The following is a 15,956-nucleotide window of genomic DNA, read 5'->3' on the forward strand; positions in this document are numbered from 1 at the left end:
CGAGGAGCGGCGCGGCAGTTCGTGTAGGTACGTCGTTTCCGCCACAACTGTCCCTATAAGAAGTGCCCTCGCACCATGGATTGCTTCACTGCGTTCGCAATGACGAAAAGGGTAAGCGGGTGCGGGAGTGGCGTCGGCAGGAAGCCAGCATTCATCGCCTTACCCGGCCCCTCGTCATTGCGAGGAGCGTAGCGACGTGGCAATCCATGAGCCAAGCCTTGCCTCAATCGCGACCGTCGCTGTGGGCGTATTCTGGCCGCGTCAGCCCTTCGCGCTGCCTCGCAGGCGCAGTTCCTCCACCGGCTCTCCGCCGATCAGGTGCTGCTGGATTATCTTTTCCAGCGCTGCCTCGTCGCACGAATGATACCAGACCTGATCGGGCCACACGACGGCGATCGGCCCGGCCTCGCATACTTGCAGGCAATCGGCCTTGGTACGTTGCACGACCGATCCGGCTAGCCCCAGCTCTTTCAGCCGCCGCTTGAGATATTTCCACGCGCGTTCGCCGTCTTCGCGGCGACAGCATTTCTGCTTGTCAGATACGGCACAGAGGAAAATCTGGCGCTTCATTTGTTCGCCGCCGATTTTCGACAGTGCGTTGCGGGCTTTTTGCAGGTCGGCCTGAGAGTTGGCAGGTGTGCTCATACCGGGCGATGTAGTGACTCGACCCGGCTGCGGGAAGCCCTGCGCGACTAACTGCGCTTGCCGGCGATCCGGCTGATTTCGGCTTTCACCAGACGCTCGACAATCTCGGGCAAGTTGCGATCGAGCCATTCGGCCAGCATCGGGCGCAGCAGGCTGCGTGTCAGTTCTTCCAGCGACGTTTCGCCCGACCGCACGATTTGTGGCGGCTTGCCGGGTTCGGCCAGCATCGCCAGTGCGGCGAGGTTATCGCGCATGGCGTCGCGCACTGCCTCGGTCGTCAGCGGGCCGAGATCGTCATCCTCATCGTCGCTAATGTCGGTCGTGGAATCGGCCGAGGGGACTTCTTCTGCCAGATGGCTCGTGCCGAGATCGAGGATCTCTTCGTCGTCTGCGATATCGCTGGCAGGCGGCGGGGAATCCATCACGCGGGCGATTTCTGCCAGCCCGTCGCTTTCGCGGCGCTTGCGGGTTTCCATCGCGATATTGCGATTATCGCGGGCGATCACTTTCTTGATCGATTCGAGGATTTCCTCGACCGAAGCTTCGCCGTCTTGTCGCATTGGCATGTTGCCCCCGTAACCTGCCTCAGTTGATCCCATACCGCCTGTGGCGAATCAGTTGCCGGGTGTCTCGGTCACTGATTCGGCGGACGGAGGAATCTCCGCTCCGGGAGCCGGGATGTCAACGGTTCGTGTCGATTGCGTCTGCGGATCGGGATCGTGGGCCCAATCGTTCCACTTGCCCTGCACCCGGTCATAATAGACCGCCGGATCATACAGCGGGCCATCGTCGCCCAGCCCCAGATCGCGCGCCTCCGCCCGGCCCATCGCCGCCAGCAGACTGAAACCGGCAACATAGGCATTGCGCCGTGCGGTCACCAGTTGCGCGCGGGCCTGTACCAGTTCCTGTTCCGCGTTGAGAATGTCCAGAATCGTACGGTTACCGACGGTGTTTTCCGCCTGCACCCCTTCGAGGCTGAGCGAAGCCGCATCGATTGCCTGCTGGCTGCTTTCGATGATCGCCTGTGACGCCTTCCAGCTGGCATAAGCCGAGCGGACCTGCGCGATCAGGCTGCGTTCGGCACCGATCTGTTGTTCCAGCGCAGCGGAAGAGCGGGCCTGCGCCTGTCGTTCCTGCGCCGCCGGACGGCCGCCCTGATACAGCGGCAGGCTCAGCTGAACCCCCGCCTGCACTGCAGTGGAAGTTTGCGGATAGCTGGTTGCGACCGCCCCGCTTTCGAGCGAGCCGAGATAATTGTTATACGTGCCGCCGGTGAACAGCGACACAGTGGGCAGGCGAGCGGCCCCGGCCACATCGATATCGTATCCGGCGGCTTTCGCCCGTTCGCGCGCGGCGATCAGGTCGGGATTTTCGACCAGCGCGGTGGATACGGCATCTTCCAGACTGTCGGGCAAACCGGGCAGCGGTGGCGGTGCCTGCAGATTGTCGGGCGCGAGGCCGACAATCGCAATGTAGTTTTCCCGCGCGGCGATCAGGTTCGACTGCGCGCTTTCCAGATCGCTCTGCGCGGTGGCGAGGCGGGCCTGCGACTGCGCGACATCGGTGCGGGTAAGATCGCCAATCTCGAACCGGTCGCTGGTCGACTGGACGTTCACGCCCAGCACTTTCACCTGATTGGCCGACAAAGCGACCAGCGCTTCGGCGCGGATCACGTCCATATAAGCGGCCACGACCTGGCTGAAGACCGAGGATTCGGTGCCGCGCAAATCCGCCCTGCCCGCCTGCACGCGGGTTTCAGCGGCCTTGATCCCGTTCCTGACCGCTCCGCCGGAATAGATAGGCACTGCCAGATCGAGGTTGGCGACTACGTTGCGTTTGGGGGCAATCAGGCTGGTCGAGCTGGATTTGACGAATTCGATGTACTGCGAATTCGTGGTCACACTTGGGCGGCCGGCAGCCTTCTGCAGCGGGACGTTTTCGTCTGTCGCGCGCTGTTGCGCGCGGGCCGCTTCCAGTGTCGGGTTGCCGCGATAGGCAGCTTCCAGTGCGTCGCGCAGAGTGTCGGCGTGGGCCGGAACAGCGGCAGCGGCCGTCAATACGGCCCCAGCCATCAGTGCGGCCCTGCAGTGTGCGCGGGCCACGATCAGAAGCTCCAGCTCTCGGCCTTGTCGAACTGTGTCAGTCGCGGAATGCCGATTTCAGCCAGCGGCCACAGTGCGACTGCACCTGCGGTCTTGCGACCGACTGCCAGCCGGGTGACCCCGCGGCGCACCAGCCCGGTGACAAGGCGACCTTCGTCGGCCAGCCGGTTGGTGAGGCTATCGGGCAGTTCTTCCACCGCTCCATCGACCAGCAGTAGTGTAAAATCGCCCCGCTTGCGCGATGCAGCGACCGCATCCTCCGGGGTGATAACGGTCATCGATCCCACCAGCGGTTCGAGCAGAGCTGGCAGGTATCCGCTGCCGCCATCGACCACCAGCGCTTTGTCATCCAGCGTTGGTGCCGCTTCCGCCAGCATGCGGCCCTGCACTTCGGGTGCGGCCAGCATCTTGCCATCGCCCAGCGATACGGCGCGATCGATATAGGCGGCGGCGCGGGCGGATTCGGGCACGAAATCTTCCCGTGGGACTGCGGCCATCCGCGCGATCACCCACGGCTCATTGACGCCGCTGGTACGCAGCTGGCTGTCGATCATCGCCTTGCGGGCGGCGGCAAAATCGGTTGCGGTGCTGATTGCGACGGTCATTCGATAACTACCTGTATTGCGCGTCTGGTCCCGCCGGGCGGGGTGGCATTTCCCTTATGCATAAAGCCACCCTCACGCCAAGCGCTTTGACGGGGTAGCGCGGATGCGCCTATCGGGCTGTGGCGATTCGATCAGCAGGAGTTTGGTTTCGATGAGTGACTTGGTGACTATCCGTGAAGACGATCTGATCGAAAGCGTCGCGGACGCCTTGCAGTACATCTCTTACTACCATCCGATGGACTATATTCGCGCGCTGGGCGAAGCTTACGAGGCGGAGCAAGGCCCTGCCGCGAAAGACGCCATCGCGCAGATTCTGACAAACAGCCGGATGTGCGCCGAAGGGCATCGCCCGATTTGCCAGGATACCGGCATCGTCAACGTGTTCGTTAAATGGGGGCAGGAATGCCGCCTCGATTCGAAACGCAGCCTTCAGGAAGTGGTCGATGAAGGTGTCCGCCGCGCTTATGGCAATGCGGAAAACAAACTGCGCGCATCGGTGCTGGCCGATCCGGCGTTCACTCGCCGCAACACCCGCGACAACACGCCTTCGGTGCTTAGCGTCGAAATGGTGCCGGGGCGCACCGTGTCGATCGATGTCGCGGCCAAGGGCGGCGGTAGCGAAGCGAAATCCAAGTTCAAGATGATGAACCCCAGCGATAATATCGTCGACTGGGTGCTCGAAATGGTCCCGCAGATGGGTGCCGGGTGGTGCCCGCCGGGTATGCTGGGCATCGGCATCGGCGGCACGGCGGAACATTGCGTCAAGCTGGCGAAACAATCGCTGATGGACCCGATCGATATGGGTCAGCTCAAGGCGCGCGGGCCGCAAAACGATATCGAAGCGCTGCGGATCGAGATTTTCGATAAGGTCAACGCACTCGGCATTGGCGCGCAGGGGCTGGGCGGGCTGGCCACAGTGCTCGACGTGAAGATCATGGACTGGCCGTGCCACGCCGCGAACAAGCCGGTGGCGATGATCCCCAACTGTGCCGCCACGCGCCACGCGCACTTCACGCTCGACGGTTCGGGGCCAAGCTATCTGGAGAAGCCCGACCTTGCCGAGTGGCCGCAAGTCGAATGGAAGCCGAGCGCCGAAGCGAAGCGGGTGAATCTCGATACGCTGACAGCGGAAGAGGTGCAGAGCTGGCAACAGGGCGATCGTCTGCTGCTCAATGGCAAGATGCTGACCGGGCGCGATGCCGCGCACAAGCGGATTCAGGACATGCTGGCCGCCGGCGAGCAGCTTCCGGTCGATTTCACCGGGCGGGTGATCTATTATGTCGGCCCGGTCGATCCCGTGCGTGACGAAGTCGTCGGCCCGGCTGGACCGACCACTGCCACCCGCATGGATAAATTCATGGGCATGATGCTGGAGCAAGGGCTGCTGTCCTGCGTCGGCAAGGCGGAACGCGGTCCGGCGGCGACCGAAACCATCGCTCAGCACAAAAGCGCTTATCTGATGGCGGTTGGCGGTGCGGCCTATCTGGTTGCCCGCGCGATCAAGGAAGCCAAAGTGGTGGCGTTCGAAGATCTCGGGATGGAAGCGATCTACGAATTCACTGTGCAGGATATGCCGGTAACAGTGGCGGTCGATGCCGATGGTAAAAACGTCCACCAGCTTGCCCCTGCTCGCTGGCAGGAAAAGATTGCTGCTGAACATCTGTTGCCAACAGCCTGATTTTCAGCACCTTCGCTCGGCTCCATCCGTTCGACGAAAGGTAGATTCGCTTCGACACGCGCGCTGGCCTGTGCGCGTGTCGTAAGGCACTACGCGTTATGACTATGGCCGATTCCGCCACCCTCCCCGATACAGAGCCGCCCGTGCGGGTCGAATTCCGCACGGTGCTGCTGTCGATTGTCGGGCTGTGGGCGTGCTATTTCGTTCTCGCATCGCTCCGCGCCTCGCTGGGGCTGGAATTGCAGTACGAGCTGTTGTGGCGCCGTGCGGTGGTCACGCTCGCAGGGATCGTGATCACGCTGGTATTCTGGCTGGTGCTGCGCCTGTTCGACCGGCGCGCACTGGCGGTGCAGATCATTGCTGCATTGCTGCTGGCGATGCCGGCATCGATCATGATCGCTACCATCAACCAACAGATTTTCGCCAGCGTTCAGGACGATGTGGAATCGGCGATGGCGGAAAAGCGCGGCTTTCAGGTCCGCAAGGATGGCAAAGGCAACAAGATCATCGAAGCACGCTCTGCAACCAATCCCGATGTCGATGGCCCGCTTGGCCCCGATTCCACCGTTCGCGGGCGGATCATCGTGCCCGCCGATCTGGGCGAGGAAGAGCGCTGGCAGGGCGTGCTGGAAATCGCGCTGGGCCGGTATTTCCTGCTGCTCGCGTGGGGTTCGCTCTATTTTGCGCTGCTCGCTATCGAACGGGCACGGCTGGCCGAACGGCGAGAGGCGCGCTTCCGCAGCGCGGCCAAGGCCGCCGAACTGCGAAGCCTGCGTTATCAGGTCAATCCGCATTTCCTGTTCAATGCGCTCAATTCGCTGTCCTCTCTGGTGATGACCGGAAAGGCCGAGCGGGCGGAAGAGATGATTCAGGAATTGTCGAACTTCTACCGTCACTCGCTGGCAGACGAAGCGACCGTCGATGTCGAATTGTGCGAGGAATTCGCGTTGCAGCAACACTATCTGGCGGTGGAACAGGTGCGCTTCCCCAGCCGACTGAAAGTCGCCATCGATCTGCCACCTGCGCTGGAACAGGTGCGGGTGCCGGGGATGATCCTGCAACCGCTGGTCGAAAATTCCGTGAAATATGCCGTCGCCCCGGTCAATCGCCCGGTCACCATCACGCTGTCCGCCCGTGCGGAATACGGGCGGCTGGTGCTGACTATCAGCGACGACGGGCCGGGCGCGCCCGAAAATGCCGCATCGGGCTTCGGTATTGGCCTGGCCAATGTCCGCGATCGGATACAGGCCCGCTTCGGCAGCGATGCGATCATCGAATCCGGCCCTGTGCCGGGCGGCTATCGCACCGAACTGCGCTTACCGGTGGTGACCCATGTCTGAATCTGTTGCCGAAGCTCCCAAAATGCGGACTCTGATAGTTGATGACGAGCCATTGGCGGTCGAACGGATGCAGGTGATCTGCGCCAGAATGGACGGGCTCAACGTGGTTGGCACCGCCAGTGACGGTGCCGCTGCATTGCGCCTGATCGGTGCCCTGTCGCCCGATCTCGTCCTGCTCGACATGACTATGCCAGAGGTGGATGGGCTGGCGGTCGCACGCAAGCTGGCCAAACAGGACAACCGACCTGCGGTGATTTTTGTAACTGCTCACGATCATTTCGCGGTCGAGGCATTCGATCTCGATGCAGTCGATTATGTGCTGAAGCCAGTCACGCCCGAACGGCTGAGCCGTGCGATAGAACGGGCAGGCAATCGCCGCGCTACCGTAGAGCGGACGGATAGCCAGTGGCTTGACGAACTGTGGGTGCCGCACCGCTCCGAATTGCTGCGGATCGAAGTCGCGCAAGTCGCGCGGATCGATGCCGAGCGCGATTATGTGCGGCTGCACGTCGAAGATCGCAGCTATCTGCTGTTACAGACCATCGCCGGGCTGGAAGCACGGCTGGACCCGGCGGAGTTCATCCGCATCCACCGCTCCACGATCCTGCGCCGCGACCGGATTCGCGGCCTGCGCCACGATGGGCTGGGCGTGTGGTCGGTGGAACTGGAAGATGGCGATGCGATGCGGATCGGTCGCACTTACCTTCCCCGCGTGAAAGCGATGGCCGGGCGCTGAGCCGTGTTGCTTCCTGGTCGTTGCAGATAACTGCCGCCGGTGAATAGGAAGCGAACTTTACCGCATAGTTCGTTGCCCCGGACCTGATCCGAGGCCCCGCTTCCCGAGTTCTTCCAGAGTTCACCGGGTTGTTGGCCATCGCGAATTCAGGGGTGATCGATAGCGCATGGGCCAGGCCATCGCATCGGTTGTGGCGGTGGCTCTACCTGCGACACTTCGGTGTACACGTTATCGGTACGATACCTATCGGCCCGCTGCGTTTCGGGCTCCGGAAGTCCACCGGTTCGATCTGTGGCCAGCTTTGTTTGCGCTACGCCATCATCCGAATGGCGATTGCGCGCCAGACAAACGAAAGCCCGAGCCGGGGGACTAAGACCGGCTCGGGCCCGATTCCCGCCAGGTACAGCGGGAGCTCGTTTGCTATTCGGTTCAGCTATCGGAGCTGGCTTTGCGGACTGCCGCCGCGACTGCGGCAGTGGCGGAGCCAACCGCCTGATTGTAGCACCGCGCCGATTCCGACGAGCGAATGCGGGTGCCTGTGGTCTTCTCATCCATTCCGCAGACTTCGCGGGCGGCGGATTTGATGCGCTTTTGCAGAATCTCCTGCCCGGCGGGGGTCGACAGGTTCAGATCGTCGAACTTCACTTGCATCGTCGGCGCTGGCGAAGTGGCTGAAATGGCGCTGGCAAGGGCAATAGCGAGAAGGGGGCTGGACATGGTTCGTTCCTTACATTGGGTGCGAAGCCATGCGGGGGGCGCATCGATCGCACAGTGATTCATCCTCATTCCGGTTGCAGGAACGGAGCCATTTCCCGTGGGCTGACGACCTCTCCTGCGAAGCCATTTCTACGCAGGGGCGGTGTTGCGATCAGTAAAGGCTCGACAATGTGCCGCCGGGTTCCGACCACCGAATCCGCCAGACGACAGATGGCGGACTTTGCCGGATGAAAGGCATTTGCAGCCCGACGAACAATGCGGCACATTCGCTCACATGGTGATGGTCGTCATTTTCATGCTGGGGATTGGCAATTTCGCGGTTCACAAGGCCGTGTTGGAAAGCGGCCACCCGCTGCTTGGCCGGATGCCGTGGTATGTTCACATGCTGGGTGGTCGGGGAACGCTGGTGACAGAGTTTCTGGTTCTGCTGGCTGCGATGCTGCTGGCCGCCAATGGCTGGCCCTGGCTGGTCTGGGTCTATGCCGGGTATTCCGCGCTGAATTTGCTCGGCGCATGGCTCATTCTGTCCAATCGGGTATGATACCTGCCAAATGATGCTGTTTATCCGTCAACGGGAACCGTCTGTGCGTATCTGCGCTGATGCAGCATGACGGAAAATCCACTCACATGGTTGATTTATAACGGTTCCAGCGGGAGCTTTGATCGCACTTTACTAGGTGAAGTGACTGTCATGTTGCGTGACGCCGGCTATGCCCCGGATCGGGTAACCGATTGTTGTGAAGAGGATATTTTAAGCGCTGAAGATGCCAACCGCGCGGGTGTTGAATTGATCGCAATTCTCGGCGGCGATGGCACCCTCAGCCGGACTATCGCTGGGTTGGAAGGGTTCGATGGGGCGGTGCTGCCATTGCCGGGCGGGACCTTCAATCTACTCTGCCGGATGATTTTTGGGGAGCGTGATCCCCTTGAAATATTGAAAGAATTTTCTGACGGGCGACTCACGCCCCAGCGGCGCGCCTGCATTCGGGGCGACGGCGGGCTGCTGGCTTTGTCCGAAGTACTGGCCGGGCCGGGCGCGACATGGGCCGATGTACGCGAAGAATTGCGGGACGGTAACATACCGGAATTATTGGCAAAAAGTATCGAAGCAGCGTCCGAAAGTACCGCCGGTCCGATGGTTGCTGTGGCCGAACCCCGGCGTGGCCGACCGGAAGGATACTCCGGGGTGCGGCTCGTCCCCGGCCCTTCCGGGATGGCGATCGCGGGCTATGGGGCCGAAGGATTTCTCACATTACTTCAACAAGGTGCGGCGATTCTTGCGCGCGACTTTCGGGGTGGCCCGCACGATGATCTGGCCACTGCGAAGAAGGTCGTATGCCGTTCTGTAGAGAGCGCACCTATCCCCTTGATGATCGATGGAGAACGGTCCGAAGGCAGCCCGCAAGTTGTGTTTTCACTCGACACGCTGGGTGTCGATCTGCTTGGTCCTGCGGATGGCCGATAGACCGTTGTTATTCCACCTGTCCGATGTCCATTTCGGGCTCGAGCACAATCGCGCGCTCGATTGGGTCGCCGCAGAAGTGGCGAACCGGAAGCCCGATGCGGTTATCATTACCGGCGACCTCACGATGCGCGCCCGCCATCGCGAATTCGCTGCCGCGCGCGACTGGATACTTTCGCTGGAAGCGCCGGTCACTGTCGAGGTGGGTAACCACGACCTCCCGTATTTCAATCCGTTAGAGCGTTTTCTCGATCCATATCGCCGGTTTCACGGGATGGAGCAGGTCGTGGAAAAGGAAATCGATCTACCAGGCCTGGCGGTGGTGTCGCTTCGCACAACCGCTCGCGCACAACCCCGTCTCAACTGGTCGAAGGGATGGGTCGGAGACGCTGCATTGGCCAGATGTCTGACGGCGATCGATGCACTTCCCGAAGGAACACAGGTACTTGTCGCCGCGCATCACCCGCTGGTGGAAGTCGGCACACGGGGAACGGCACTGACGCGGGGTGGAACCCGCGCTCTTGCCGAACTGGCAAAACGCAATGTGGTTGCCGTGCTGACTGGCCATGTCCACGATCCGTTCGATCTGATGGCAGACACCGTCAATGGCCCTGTACGGATGGTGGGAGCGGGGACTTTATCGCAGCGCATCCGCTCGACGCCCCAAAGTTTCAATGAGTTAACCTTCATCGATGGCAAATTGTGCGTTGAGGCGCGCAATCTGCAGGCAGTCCCGACCGAAGATATGAAGATCGATTCGGTGCCCGAAGATGCCATGCCTCCGCGTGAACCGGGCGAACCCGTTGCACCGGTCGGTGCCGTTCCGCGCACCGACCCGCCGGTTTACTGATCTCGGTCAAATCTTTGCGGGATTTGGTGATTTAAGACCTGTTCTCCAGTCGTTTAGGGACCGAGAGGAGGGGCGCGATGATCCGCCTTGCATTGATCCTGCATTTCATTGTGGCAACCGTGTTGATGGGCGTGGCGATTACTGCCTTGCTGGTAATCGACAAATCCGATCCGACATCGCTGCTGCTGGGCGCGCTTGGCGGGTTCGTGGCGGGGATACCGGTCAGCTGGGCAGTGGCCCGCGCGATCACGCGCAGTACTGCAAGCTGATCTTTCGCCAAATGAAAAGGGCGACCCAAACGGGCCGCCCTTTTGAAATTCGTTCGTTCCGAATCGCTTAGCGCTTCGAGAACTGGAAGCTGCGACGTGCCTTCGCACGGCCATACTTCTTACGTTCGACCACACGGCTGTCGCGCGTGAGGAACCCGGCTGCCTTGACGGTGGAACGCAGGGCTGGTTCGTACTTGCTCAGTGCCTGGCTAATGCCGTGCTTCACAGCGCCAGCCTGACCCGACAGGCCGCCGCCGCGTACGGTGGCGATAACGTCGTACTGGCCAGTGCGTTCGGTCAGGCCGAAGGGCTGGTTGATAACCAGACGCAGCGTCGGACGTGCGAAGTACACTTCCTGATCGCGGCCGTTGACGGTGATCTTGCCGGTGCCCGGCTTGATCCACACACGGGCCACAGCGTCCTTACGACGGCCAGTGGCATAGGCGCGGCCATGCTGATCCAGTTCCTGCTCGCGCAGCGGCGCAGCGGGAGACTGAGCGATCGCCTCGGCGTCCGCCGCGGGGGCGTCGCCAGCGATGTCCTTGAGGTCGGCCAGATCCGACACGGTGTTGTTTTCGTCAGCCATCACTTGGCAACCTTGTTCTTGCGATTCATCGAAGCGACGTCGAGCACTTCGGGCTGCTGCCCGTCGTGCGGATGCTCGGTCCCGGCATAAAGGTGCAGCGCCTTCATCTGCTGACGGCCAAGCGGGCCACGCGGGATCATGCGCTCGACAGCCTTTTCAAGCACACGCTCGGGGAAGCGGCCTTCCAGCACCTTGGCAGGGCTGGTTTCCTTGATGCCGCCGGCATAGCCGGTGTGCTTGTAATAGCGTTTGTCCTGCAGCTTGCGCCCGGTGAAACGCACCTTGTCGGCGTTGATCACGATCACGTGGTCGCCGCAGTCGACATGCGGGGTGAAGCTCGGCTTGGTCTTGCCGCGCAGGATGTTGGCAACGATTGTCGCAAGGCGACCGACGACGAGACCGTCGGCATCGATCAGGTGCCATTTCTTTTCGACCTCGGCCGGCTTGATCGACCGGGTCGTTTTGCTGAGCGCCTTCATGGCTGGTGTTCCTTAATTCGTGTTCACGCCCGTTGCCGGGCGATCATGGGCGGAGAATCGGAGGTCCGCCCCGGTCCGCGAAGGCGCGCATTTGTCTCGCAAGGCCCGTGAAGTCAAGCAAATCCGGGCGTTTCAGAGGTGGTAAAATAATACCACAGAAAATCAGGCAGTGGGCTTGGCACCGCCCAATGCGGCCAGCCAATGTGCAGTAGCTCCGCCCGCAGCGTCGCACCGCCAACCCATCACGGCAGGGGATGTGTAGGGGTGGATCGACGCTATGCGAGATACAGTCGCCTGCAATTGCGTGGCGTCGGTTTTGGCCAGCAGGCCCCATTCCTCTGCGTTGCCACGCTCTCCATTCCATTCGAATATGGAATGAATTGGTCCGATCAGGTTCGCACACCCTATCAGTTTTTCGTCGAGCAGTTCGTTTGCGGCGGCTTCCGCGGAGGCGCGATCGGGGAAGGGGCACCACGCCAGCGCAGTCATGCCGCCATGCCCCGCCGTTCGCTGCCGAGAACATGGACGCACCAGGTCGTGGCGACCACCACCAGGGCGCCGGTCAACTGATGCAATCCGGCCAGCCACAGTGGCACCCCGGCCAGCACTGTCGCGATTCCCAGTATGATTTGCAGACCGATAGCTGAATGAATGGCGACCGATGCAAGGCGTCGGATGTGGCGGACCTTGCGGGCCAACACGATCAGGAAGCCCAGAACGCCCCATGCCCACCAGCGATGGAGGAAGTGAATCAGGAACGGATCATGCGCCGCCGCCCACAACACACCATGAACATTATTGAATTCAGGAATGAAACGCCCTTGCATCAGTGGCCAAGTATCTGAAGCAAGGCCAGCATTCAGCCCGGCAACCCACGCGCCCAGCAGCAACTGGATAAACAGTGCGACCGCAGCCGCCGCGCCCAGCATAGTCATGCGAGCTGGCTGAGCATTCGGGTTACGCGCCAGTGCGCGCAGATCGAGTGCGGTCCACACAAGACCTGCCAGTGTGAACAAAGCTGTCAGCAGGTGGATGGAAAGCCAGAAATGGCTGACATCGGTGACCTGTTCCGACAGGCCGGAGCGGACCATATACCACCCGAAAACGCCCTGCAGTCCGCCCAGAGCAAGCAGCGCACCCAACCGCCAGGTATAGCCACGTGGGATCTGCCGCCGGATTGCAAACCATGCGAACGGGACGGCGAAGGCCAGCCCGATCAATCGGCCAAGCAGCCTGTGGCTCCACTCCCAGAAATAGATGAATTTATAATCCGCCAGCGTCATTCCGGCGGGGCCGTTGATCTGCTTGTACTCACCAATCTTCTGATAGTTGGCGAATTCCGTCTGCCATTGCGCCTCGCTCAAAGGGGGGAGGGCGCCGGTCACGGGTTTCCATTCTGTGATGGACAATCCTGACTCAGTTAACCGGGTTACTCCACCGACGACGACCATCGCAATCACCAGCGCAGCGACGAATAGCAGCCAACGGGAAATAGCCGCCGGACGCGGATTGCGGGCAGCGGCTGCGGCAAGCCGGGGCGAAGGGGATGCTGTTGCGACCATAAGGCGCGATTTTGCGGCGAATAGGCGTGTTTCGCAAGCAGGAACTGAATTTGGCGCGGCAAGCCTTGCGAAAGGATATGCTATAACATAAATGGCAGACCACAGATGACCAGCCTTTCCCTTTCTTCGATTCGTGCGGCGATATCCGAACGCATAGACCGCGTAGGCGTTATCCTGTCTGCGCTGTGCGCGGTCCACTGTCTTGCCAGTATCGTGCTTGTCTCTGCATTGGGAATCGGCGGGGAATTTCTGCTCGCACCTGCTATTCATGAAGTCGGTCTCGCGCTGGCGATGGTAATCGCAGCAGTGGCCATAGGGGCAGGGGCGTTGCGTCATCGTCGCGCGGCGCCTTTCGTTACTGCGATGACCGGGCTTTCGTTCATGGGCGCCGCGCTGGCGGTTGGGCATGGGTTTGAAGAAGCTGTGTTGACCATCATCGGGGTCGCATTGGTATCTGTCGGACACATACTGAACTTGCGTCGTTGTAGCTGTTCGCTATCTGGCGGGCATGACTGCTCCCAAAACGCTGACCGTTAACGGCGAGTCTCGCCGTACTTCCGCTCCGACCATCGCGGCACTTGTCCGCGAACTGGATCTTGTTCCTGAAAAGGTGGCGGTGGAACGGAATGGTGCAATCGCGCCGCGTTCGCAACTCGAACAGATCGTGCTGAACGATGGCGATTCACTCGAAATCGTGCACTTCGTCGGGGGGGGCGACGATGGCAATACATGGGGCGACACATGGAGTGTGGCAGGGCGCACGTTTCGCAGTCGGCTGATCGTGGGCACTGGCAAGTACAAGGATTTCGCGGAAAATGCGGCTGCATTGGAAGCGTCCGGGGCGGAAATTGTCACGGTTGCCGTGCGCCGGGTGAACGTCAGCGATCCCAAGGCGCCGATGCTGACCGATTTTATCGACCCGAAAAAAATCACTTATCTGCCAAACACCGCAGGGTGCTTTACGGCCGAAGACGCCATTCGCACTCTTCGTCTGGCCAGAGAAGCTGGGGGCTGGGATCTGGTCAAGCTGGAAGTGCTGGGCGAAGCGCGCACACTTTACCCCGATATGCGCGAAACCCTGCGCGCAACCGAAGTATTGGCCAATGAAGGCTTCCTGCCAATGGTCTATTGTGTGGACGATCCCATCGCGGCCAAGCAACTTGAAGATGCCGGGGCGGTTGCGATTATGCCGCTTGGCGCACCGATCGGCAGCGGACTGGGTATCCAGAACAAGGTTACTATCCGGTTGATTGTTGAGGGGGCCAAGGTGCCTGTTCTGGTCGATGCAGGTGTTGGCACCGCCAGCGATGCGGCCGTGGCGATGGAACTCGGCGTCGATGGCGTGTTAATGAATACAGCCATCGCAGAAGCGAAAGATCCGATTCGCATGGCCCGCGCGATGAAGCTGGCAGTGGAGGCCGGGCGCGATGCTTATCTTGCCGGGCGCATGGCTACTCGCAAATATGCAGATCCCAGCAGTCCGCTTGCCGGGATGATCTGATGGCATGCAGGCCATTACCTTCGCGGAGCACCGCGGGCTGAAGGGCGCTTAGGTGGGCTGACAATGATTAATTTTAATAAAACGTAAATAACGATATCGATCTGAAATCGCTATTTGACATAATGGCCGTAATCATAGTACATATGCGTATTATGAGAAATATTTCAAGTAAAAATGATATTTTTTTGGGCTTGCATTTTTTCTGTCAGCTGGATTAATTTACTTTCCCGCTTCTGCCCAGAATTCCTCTGTATCAAATGTCGACGCAATTTTAAAGAAGAGCGAAGACATAAAGAGGGGCGAAAATATAAAGAAGGGCATAGAGAAGACTGTAGTTGACCCTCAGCCGCCGCAGAAGTCGCCTCCAACCTTTTTTGCGAAAGATCCTACCGACGGGATGAAGCGCGAACTCCGAAGTGAGCGCTATTTCGACAACAATTACTGGCGGGATGACTCTGTTCCGGTTTTCGTGGGTGGTGGCGATTGTAATCAATTGAAAGGTGCACGAATAGTGGGCATGACTCACTATAAGGCGAGGGAATTTTCCAGCGTGCTGAAACGGTTGAAGGGTTCGTGCGTAAAAGCCGGCACTATTCAGTTGGCGCTTGAGGATATCACGCAGCGGTTCCGGGCTGATGGCAATCAGGATTGGCGCGCAGTTGTGCTTCCTGACAGTATTGATGACGCCGGTATCATCACTATCACCGTGCGTGAGGGGGAAGGGCAAACTGTTCAGCAATAGAATTAGCCCACATTGCGGATGATTCCATTATTGGCCAGTCGCCAAGGCTGAAAATAGCGAAACAAGTTCCATTTTTCCTTATGGGTAACTCGGAATTAACCATCATGGTGGAAGCTCGTCTCTGCAACAGGGGACGATGTTATGGCCACCACGGGAATTGCTTCGCTAACGATTAATGAGATGCGGGAGTTCGCGGGCTTCACCGGTGCCGAGCAACGTTATATCCGCCGCAGTCTGGACATCGGGCTCGGCCGACAGGATGCGTTCAAGCTGTGGGCGCGCGATGCTGACGAAAACGCTGCAATCCGTAGCCAGTATGTCGCCTATCAGGATCTGAAGGTGCTGCGTTCGGCGATACCGGAAGAAACCGGCTTCGAATGCGTTGAGGCGTTTATCGGCAAGCTGACGCGGGTGGCGGCATTCGATCTGGCGCAGGAGCGCATCGATTGCTTCTCGGCCTTTCGGTTTCTCTATGAGCGTCTGCTGGGCCCCGATGTCCGCCCATGGTTGCCAAGCGGATTTTGTGCGGCCAGTGCGTTGCCTCAGATCAAGCCAGGACGTCGCAAAATGTTGCTGCAGAGCCTCAGCGAAGCTGCGGCTACTGCGCCGGGGTGGAGCGACCGGCCGCCTGTATTCTTTCCGGAATTCATCGACGAAGACGCGCCCTGAACAGGGGTGGGAA

At 60.3% G+C, this 15,956-nt stretch carries 20 protein-coding genes; 11 read left to right on the top strand and 9 right to left on the bottom strand.

Annotation, left to right across the window (positions count from 1 at the left end):
- Nucleotides 1-261: 261 nt before the first annotated feature.
- Genes CV013_RS08095 through CV013_RS08110 form a run of 4 tightly spaced genes read right to left on the bottom strand, consistent with a single transcriptional unit; the run spans nucleotide 262 to nucleotide 3,352 of the window.
- Complete coding sequence (locus tag CV013_RS08095) at nucleotides 262-645, bottom strand: (2Fe-2S) ferredoxin domain-containing protein (protein WP_102154768.1); 384 nt, start codon at nucleotides 643-645, stop codon at nucleotides 262-264.
- A 47-nt stretch (nucleotides 646-692) separates the two neighbouring features.
- Nucleotides 693-1,205, bottom strand: a complete 513-nt coding sequence (locus CV013_RS08100) for a DUF2497 domain-containing protein (protein ID WP_102154769.1) — start codon at nucleotides 1,203-1,205, stop codon at nucleotides 693-695.
- Nucleotides 1,206-1,259: 54 nt separating this feature from the next.
- Complete coding sequence (locus tag CV013_RS08105; RefSeq protein ID WP_102154770.1) at nucleotides 1,260-2,717, bottom strand: TolC family outer membrane protein; 1,458 nt, start codon at nucleotides 2,715-2,717, stop codon at nucleotides 1,260-1,262.
- Nucleotides 2,718-2,749: 32 nt separating this feature from the next.
- Nucleotides 2,750-3,352 (bottom strand): protein-L-isoaspartate O-methyltransferase family protein, encoded by a 603-nt coding sequence (locus CV013_RS08110; protein ID WP_223805171.1) that lies wholly within the window; start codon nucleotides 3,350-3,352, stop codon nucleotides 2,750-2,752.
- Nucleotides 3,353-3,503: 151 nt separating this feature from the next.
- Between CV013_RS08110 and CV013_RS08115 the strand changes: the two genes are divergently transcribed.
- The 3 genes from CV013_RS08115 to CV013_RS08125 all read left to right on the top strand — a co-directional run bounded on the left by CV013_RS08115 (nucleotide 3,504) and on the right by CV013_RS08125 (nucleotide 7,106).
- Nucleotides 3,504-5,030 carry a fumarate hydratase gene (locus tag CV013_RS08115; protein WP_102154771.1) on the top strand — a complete coding sequence of 509 codons (1,527 nt, stop codon included), beginning with the start codon at nucleotides 3,504-3,506 and terminating at the stop codon, nucleotides 5,028-5,030.
- Nucleotides 5,031-5,128: 98 nt separating this feature from the next.
- Nucleotides 5,129-6,370 carry a sensor histidine kinase gene (locus tag CV013_RS08120; RefSeq protein WP_102154772.1) on the top strand — a complete coding sequence of 414 codons (1,242 nt, stop codon included), beginning with the start codon at nucleotides 5,129-5,131 and terminating at the stop codon, nucleotides 6,368-6,370.
- A gap of 22 nt (nucleotides 6,371-6,392) precedes the next feature.
- Nucleotides 6,393-7,106 (top strand): LytR/AlgR family response regulator transcription factor, encoded by a 714-nt coding sequence (locus CV013_RS08125; protein ID WP_223805172.1) that lies wholly within the window; start codon nucleotides 6,393-6,395, stop codon nucleotides 7,104-7,106.
- A 429-nt stretch (nucleotides 7,107-7,535) separates the two neighbouring features.
- On the opposite strand, the gene CV013_RS08130 is transcribed toward CV013_RS08125, so the two are convergent.
- Entirely contained in the window at nucleotides 7,536-7,823 is a 288-nt protein-coding gene (locus CV013_RS08130; RefSeq protein ID WP_157935746.1) for a UrcA family protein, read from the bottom strand.
- Nucleotides 7,824-8,097: 274 nt separating this feature from the next.
- On the opposite strand from CV013_RS08130, the gene CV013_RS08135 reads away from it, so the two are divergent.
- The 4 genes from CV013_RS08135 to CV013_RS08150 all read left to right on the top strand — a co-directional run bounded on the left by CV013_RS08135 (nucleotide 8,098) and on the right by CV013_RS08150 (nucleotide 10,404).
- Nucleotides 8,098-8,364: a hypothetical protein gene (locus CV013_RS08135; protein WP_102155137.1), complete on the top strand. Its 267-nt coding sequence runs from the start codon at nucleotides 8,098-8,100 to the stop codon at nucleotides 8,362-8,364.
- 66 nt (nucleotides 8,365-8,430) lie between these two features.
- Nucleotides 8,431-9,288, top strand: a complete 858-nt coding sequence (locus CV013_RS08140; protein ID WP_102154775.1) for a diacylglycerol/lipid kinase family protein — start codon at nucleotides 8,431-8,433, stop codon at nucleotides 9,286-9,288.
- A complete protein-coding gene (locus CV013_RS08145; protein ID WP_102154776.1) occupies nucleotides 9,278-10,135 on the top strand; it encodes a metallophosphoesterase family protein in 858 nt (285 codons plus the stop codon). Before CV013_RS08140 ends, CV013_RS08145 begins: the two co-directional genes overlap by 11 nt.
- A gap of 77 nt (nucleotides 10,136-10,212) precedes the next feature.
- Nucleotides 10,213-10,404 (top strand): CTP synthetase, encoded by a 192-nt coding sequence (locus CV013_RS08150; protein WP_102154777.1) that lies wholly within the window; start codon nucleotides 10,213-10,215, stop codon nucleotides 10,402-10,404.
- A gap of 67 nt (nucleotides 10,405-10,471) precedes the next feature.
- Here CV013_RS08150 and rpsI read toward each other — a convergent pair whose 3' ends face one another.
- The 4 genes from rpsI to CV013_RS08170 all read right to left on the bottom strand — a co-directional run bounded on the left by rpsI (nucleotide 10,472) and on the right by CV013_RS08170 (nucleotide 13,031).
- On the bottom strand, nucleotides 10,472-10,990 hold the full coding sequence (gene rpsI, locus CV013_RS08155) for a 30S ribosomal protein S9 (protein WP_102154778.1): 519 nt from the start codon (nucleotides 10,988-10,990) through the stop codon (nucleotides 10,472-10,474).
- A complete protein-coding gene (gene rplM / locus CV013_RS08160) occupies nucleotides 10,990-11,469 on the bottom strand; it encodes a 50S ribosomal protein L13 (RefSeq protein ID WP_102154779.1) in 480 nt (159 codons plus the stop codon). The genes rpsI and rplM overlap by 1 nt, the downstream gene beginning before the upstream one ends.
- Before the next feature lie 162 nt (nucleotides 11,470-11,631).
- Nucleotides 11,632-11,958, bottom strand: coding sequence for a divalent-cation tolerance protein CutA (gene cutA, locus CV013_RS08165; protein ID WP_102154780.1), 327 nt, complete (start codon nucleotides 11,956-11,958; stop codon nucleotides 11,632-11,634).
- Nucleotides 11,955-13,031, bottom strand: a complete 1,077-nt coding sequence (locus CV013_RS08170; protein WP_102154781.1) for a COX15/CtaA family protein — start codon at nucleotides 13,029-13,031, stop codon at nucleotides 11,955-11,957. Before CV013_RS08170 ends, cutA begins: the two co-directional genes overlap by 4 nt.
- 105 nt (nucleotides 13,032-13,136) lie before the next feature.
- On the opposite strand from CV013_RS08170, the gene CV013_RS08175 reads away from it, so the two are divergent.
- The 4 genes from CV013_RS08175 (at nucleotide 13,137) to CV013_RS08190 (ending at nucleotide 15,943) form a co-directional block, all read left to right on the top strand.
- Nucleotides 13,137-13,568 (top strand): MerC domain-containing protein, encoded by a 432-nt coding sequence (locus CV013_RS08175; RefSeq protein ID WP_102154782.1) that lies wholly within the window; start codon nucleotides 13,137-13,139, stop codon nucleotides 13,566-13,568.
- Nucleotides 13,540-14,532 carry a sulfur carrier protein ThiS gene (thiS, locus tag CV013_RS08180; RefSeq protein ID WP_102154783.1) on the top strand — a complete coding sequence of 331 codons (993 nt, stop codon included), beginning with the start codon at nucleotides 13,540-13,542 and terminating at the stop codon, nucleotides 14,530-14,532. Before CV013_RS08175 ends, thiS begins: the two co-directional genes overlap by 29 nt.
- Before the next feature lie 397 nt (nucleotides 14,533-14,929).
- On the top strand, nucleotides 14,930-15,274 hold the full coding sequence (locus tag CV013_RS08185) for a POTRA domain-containing protein (protein ID WP_102154784.1): 345 nt from the start codon (nucleotides 14,930-14,932) through the stop codon (nucleotides 15,272-15,274).
- 141 nt (nucleotides 15,275-15,415) lie between these two features.
- Nucleotides 15,416-15,943, top strand: coding sequence for a hypothetical protein (locus CV013_RS08190; protein WP_102154785.1), 528 nt, complete (start codon nucleotides 15,416-15,418; stop codon nucleotides 15,941-15,943).
- Nucleotides 15,944-15,956: the final 13 nt, after the last annotated feature.

This window comes from Tsuneonella flava (genome assembly GCF_002870965.1).
Lineage (GTDB): Bacteria > Pseudomonadota > Alphaproteobacteria > Sphingomonadales > Sphingomonadaceae > Tsuneonella > Tsuneonella flava.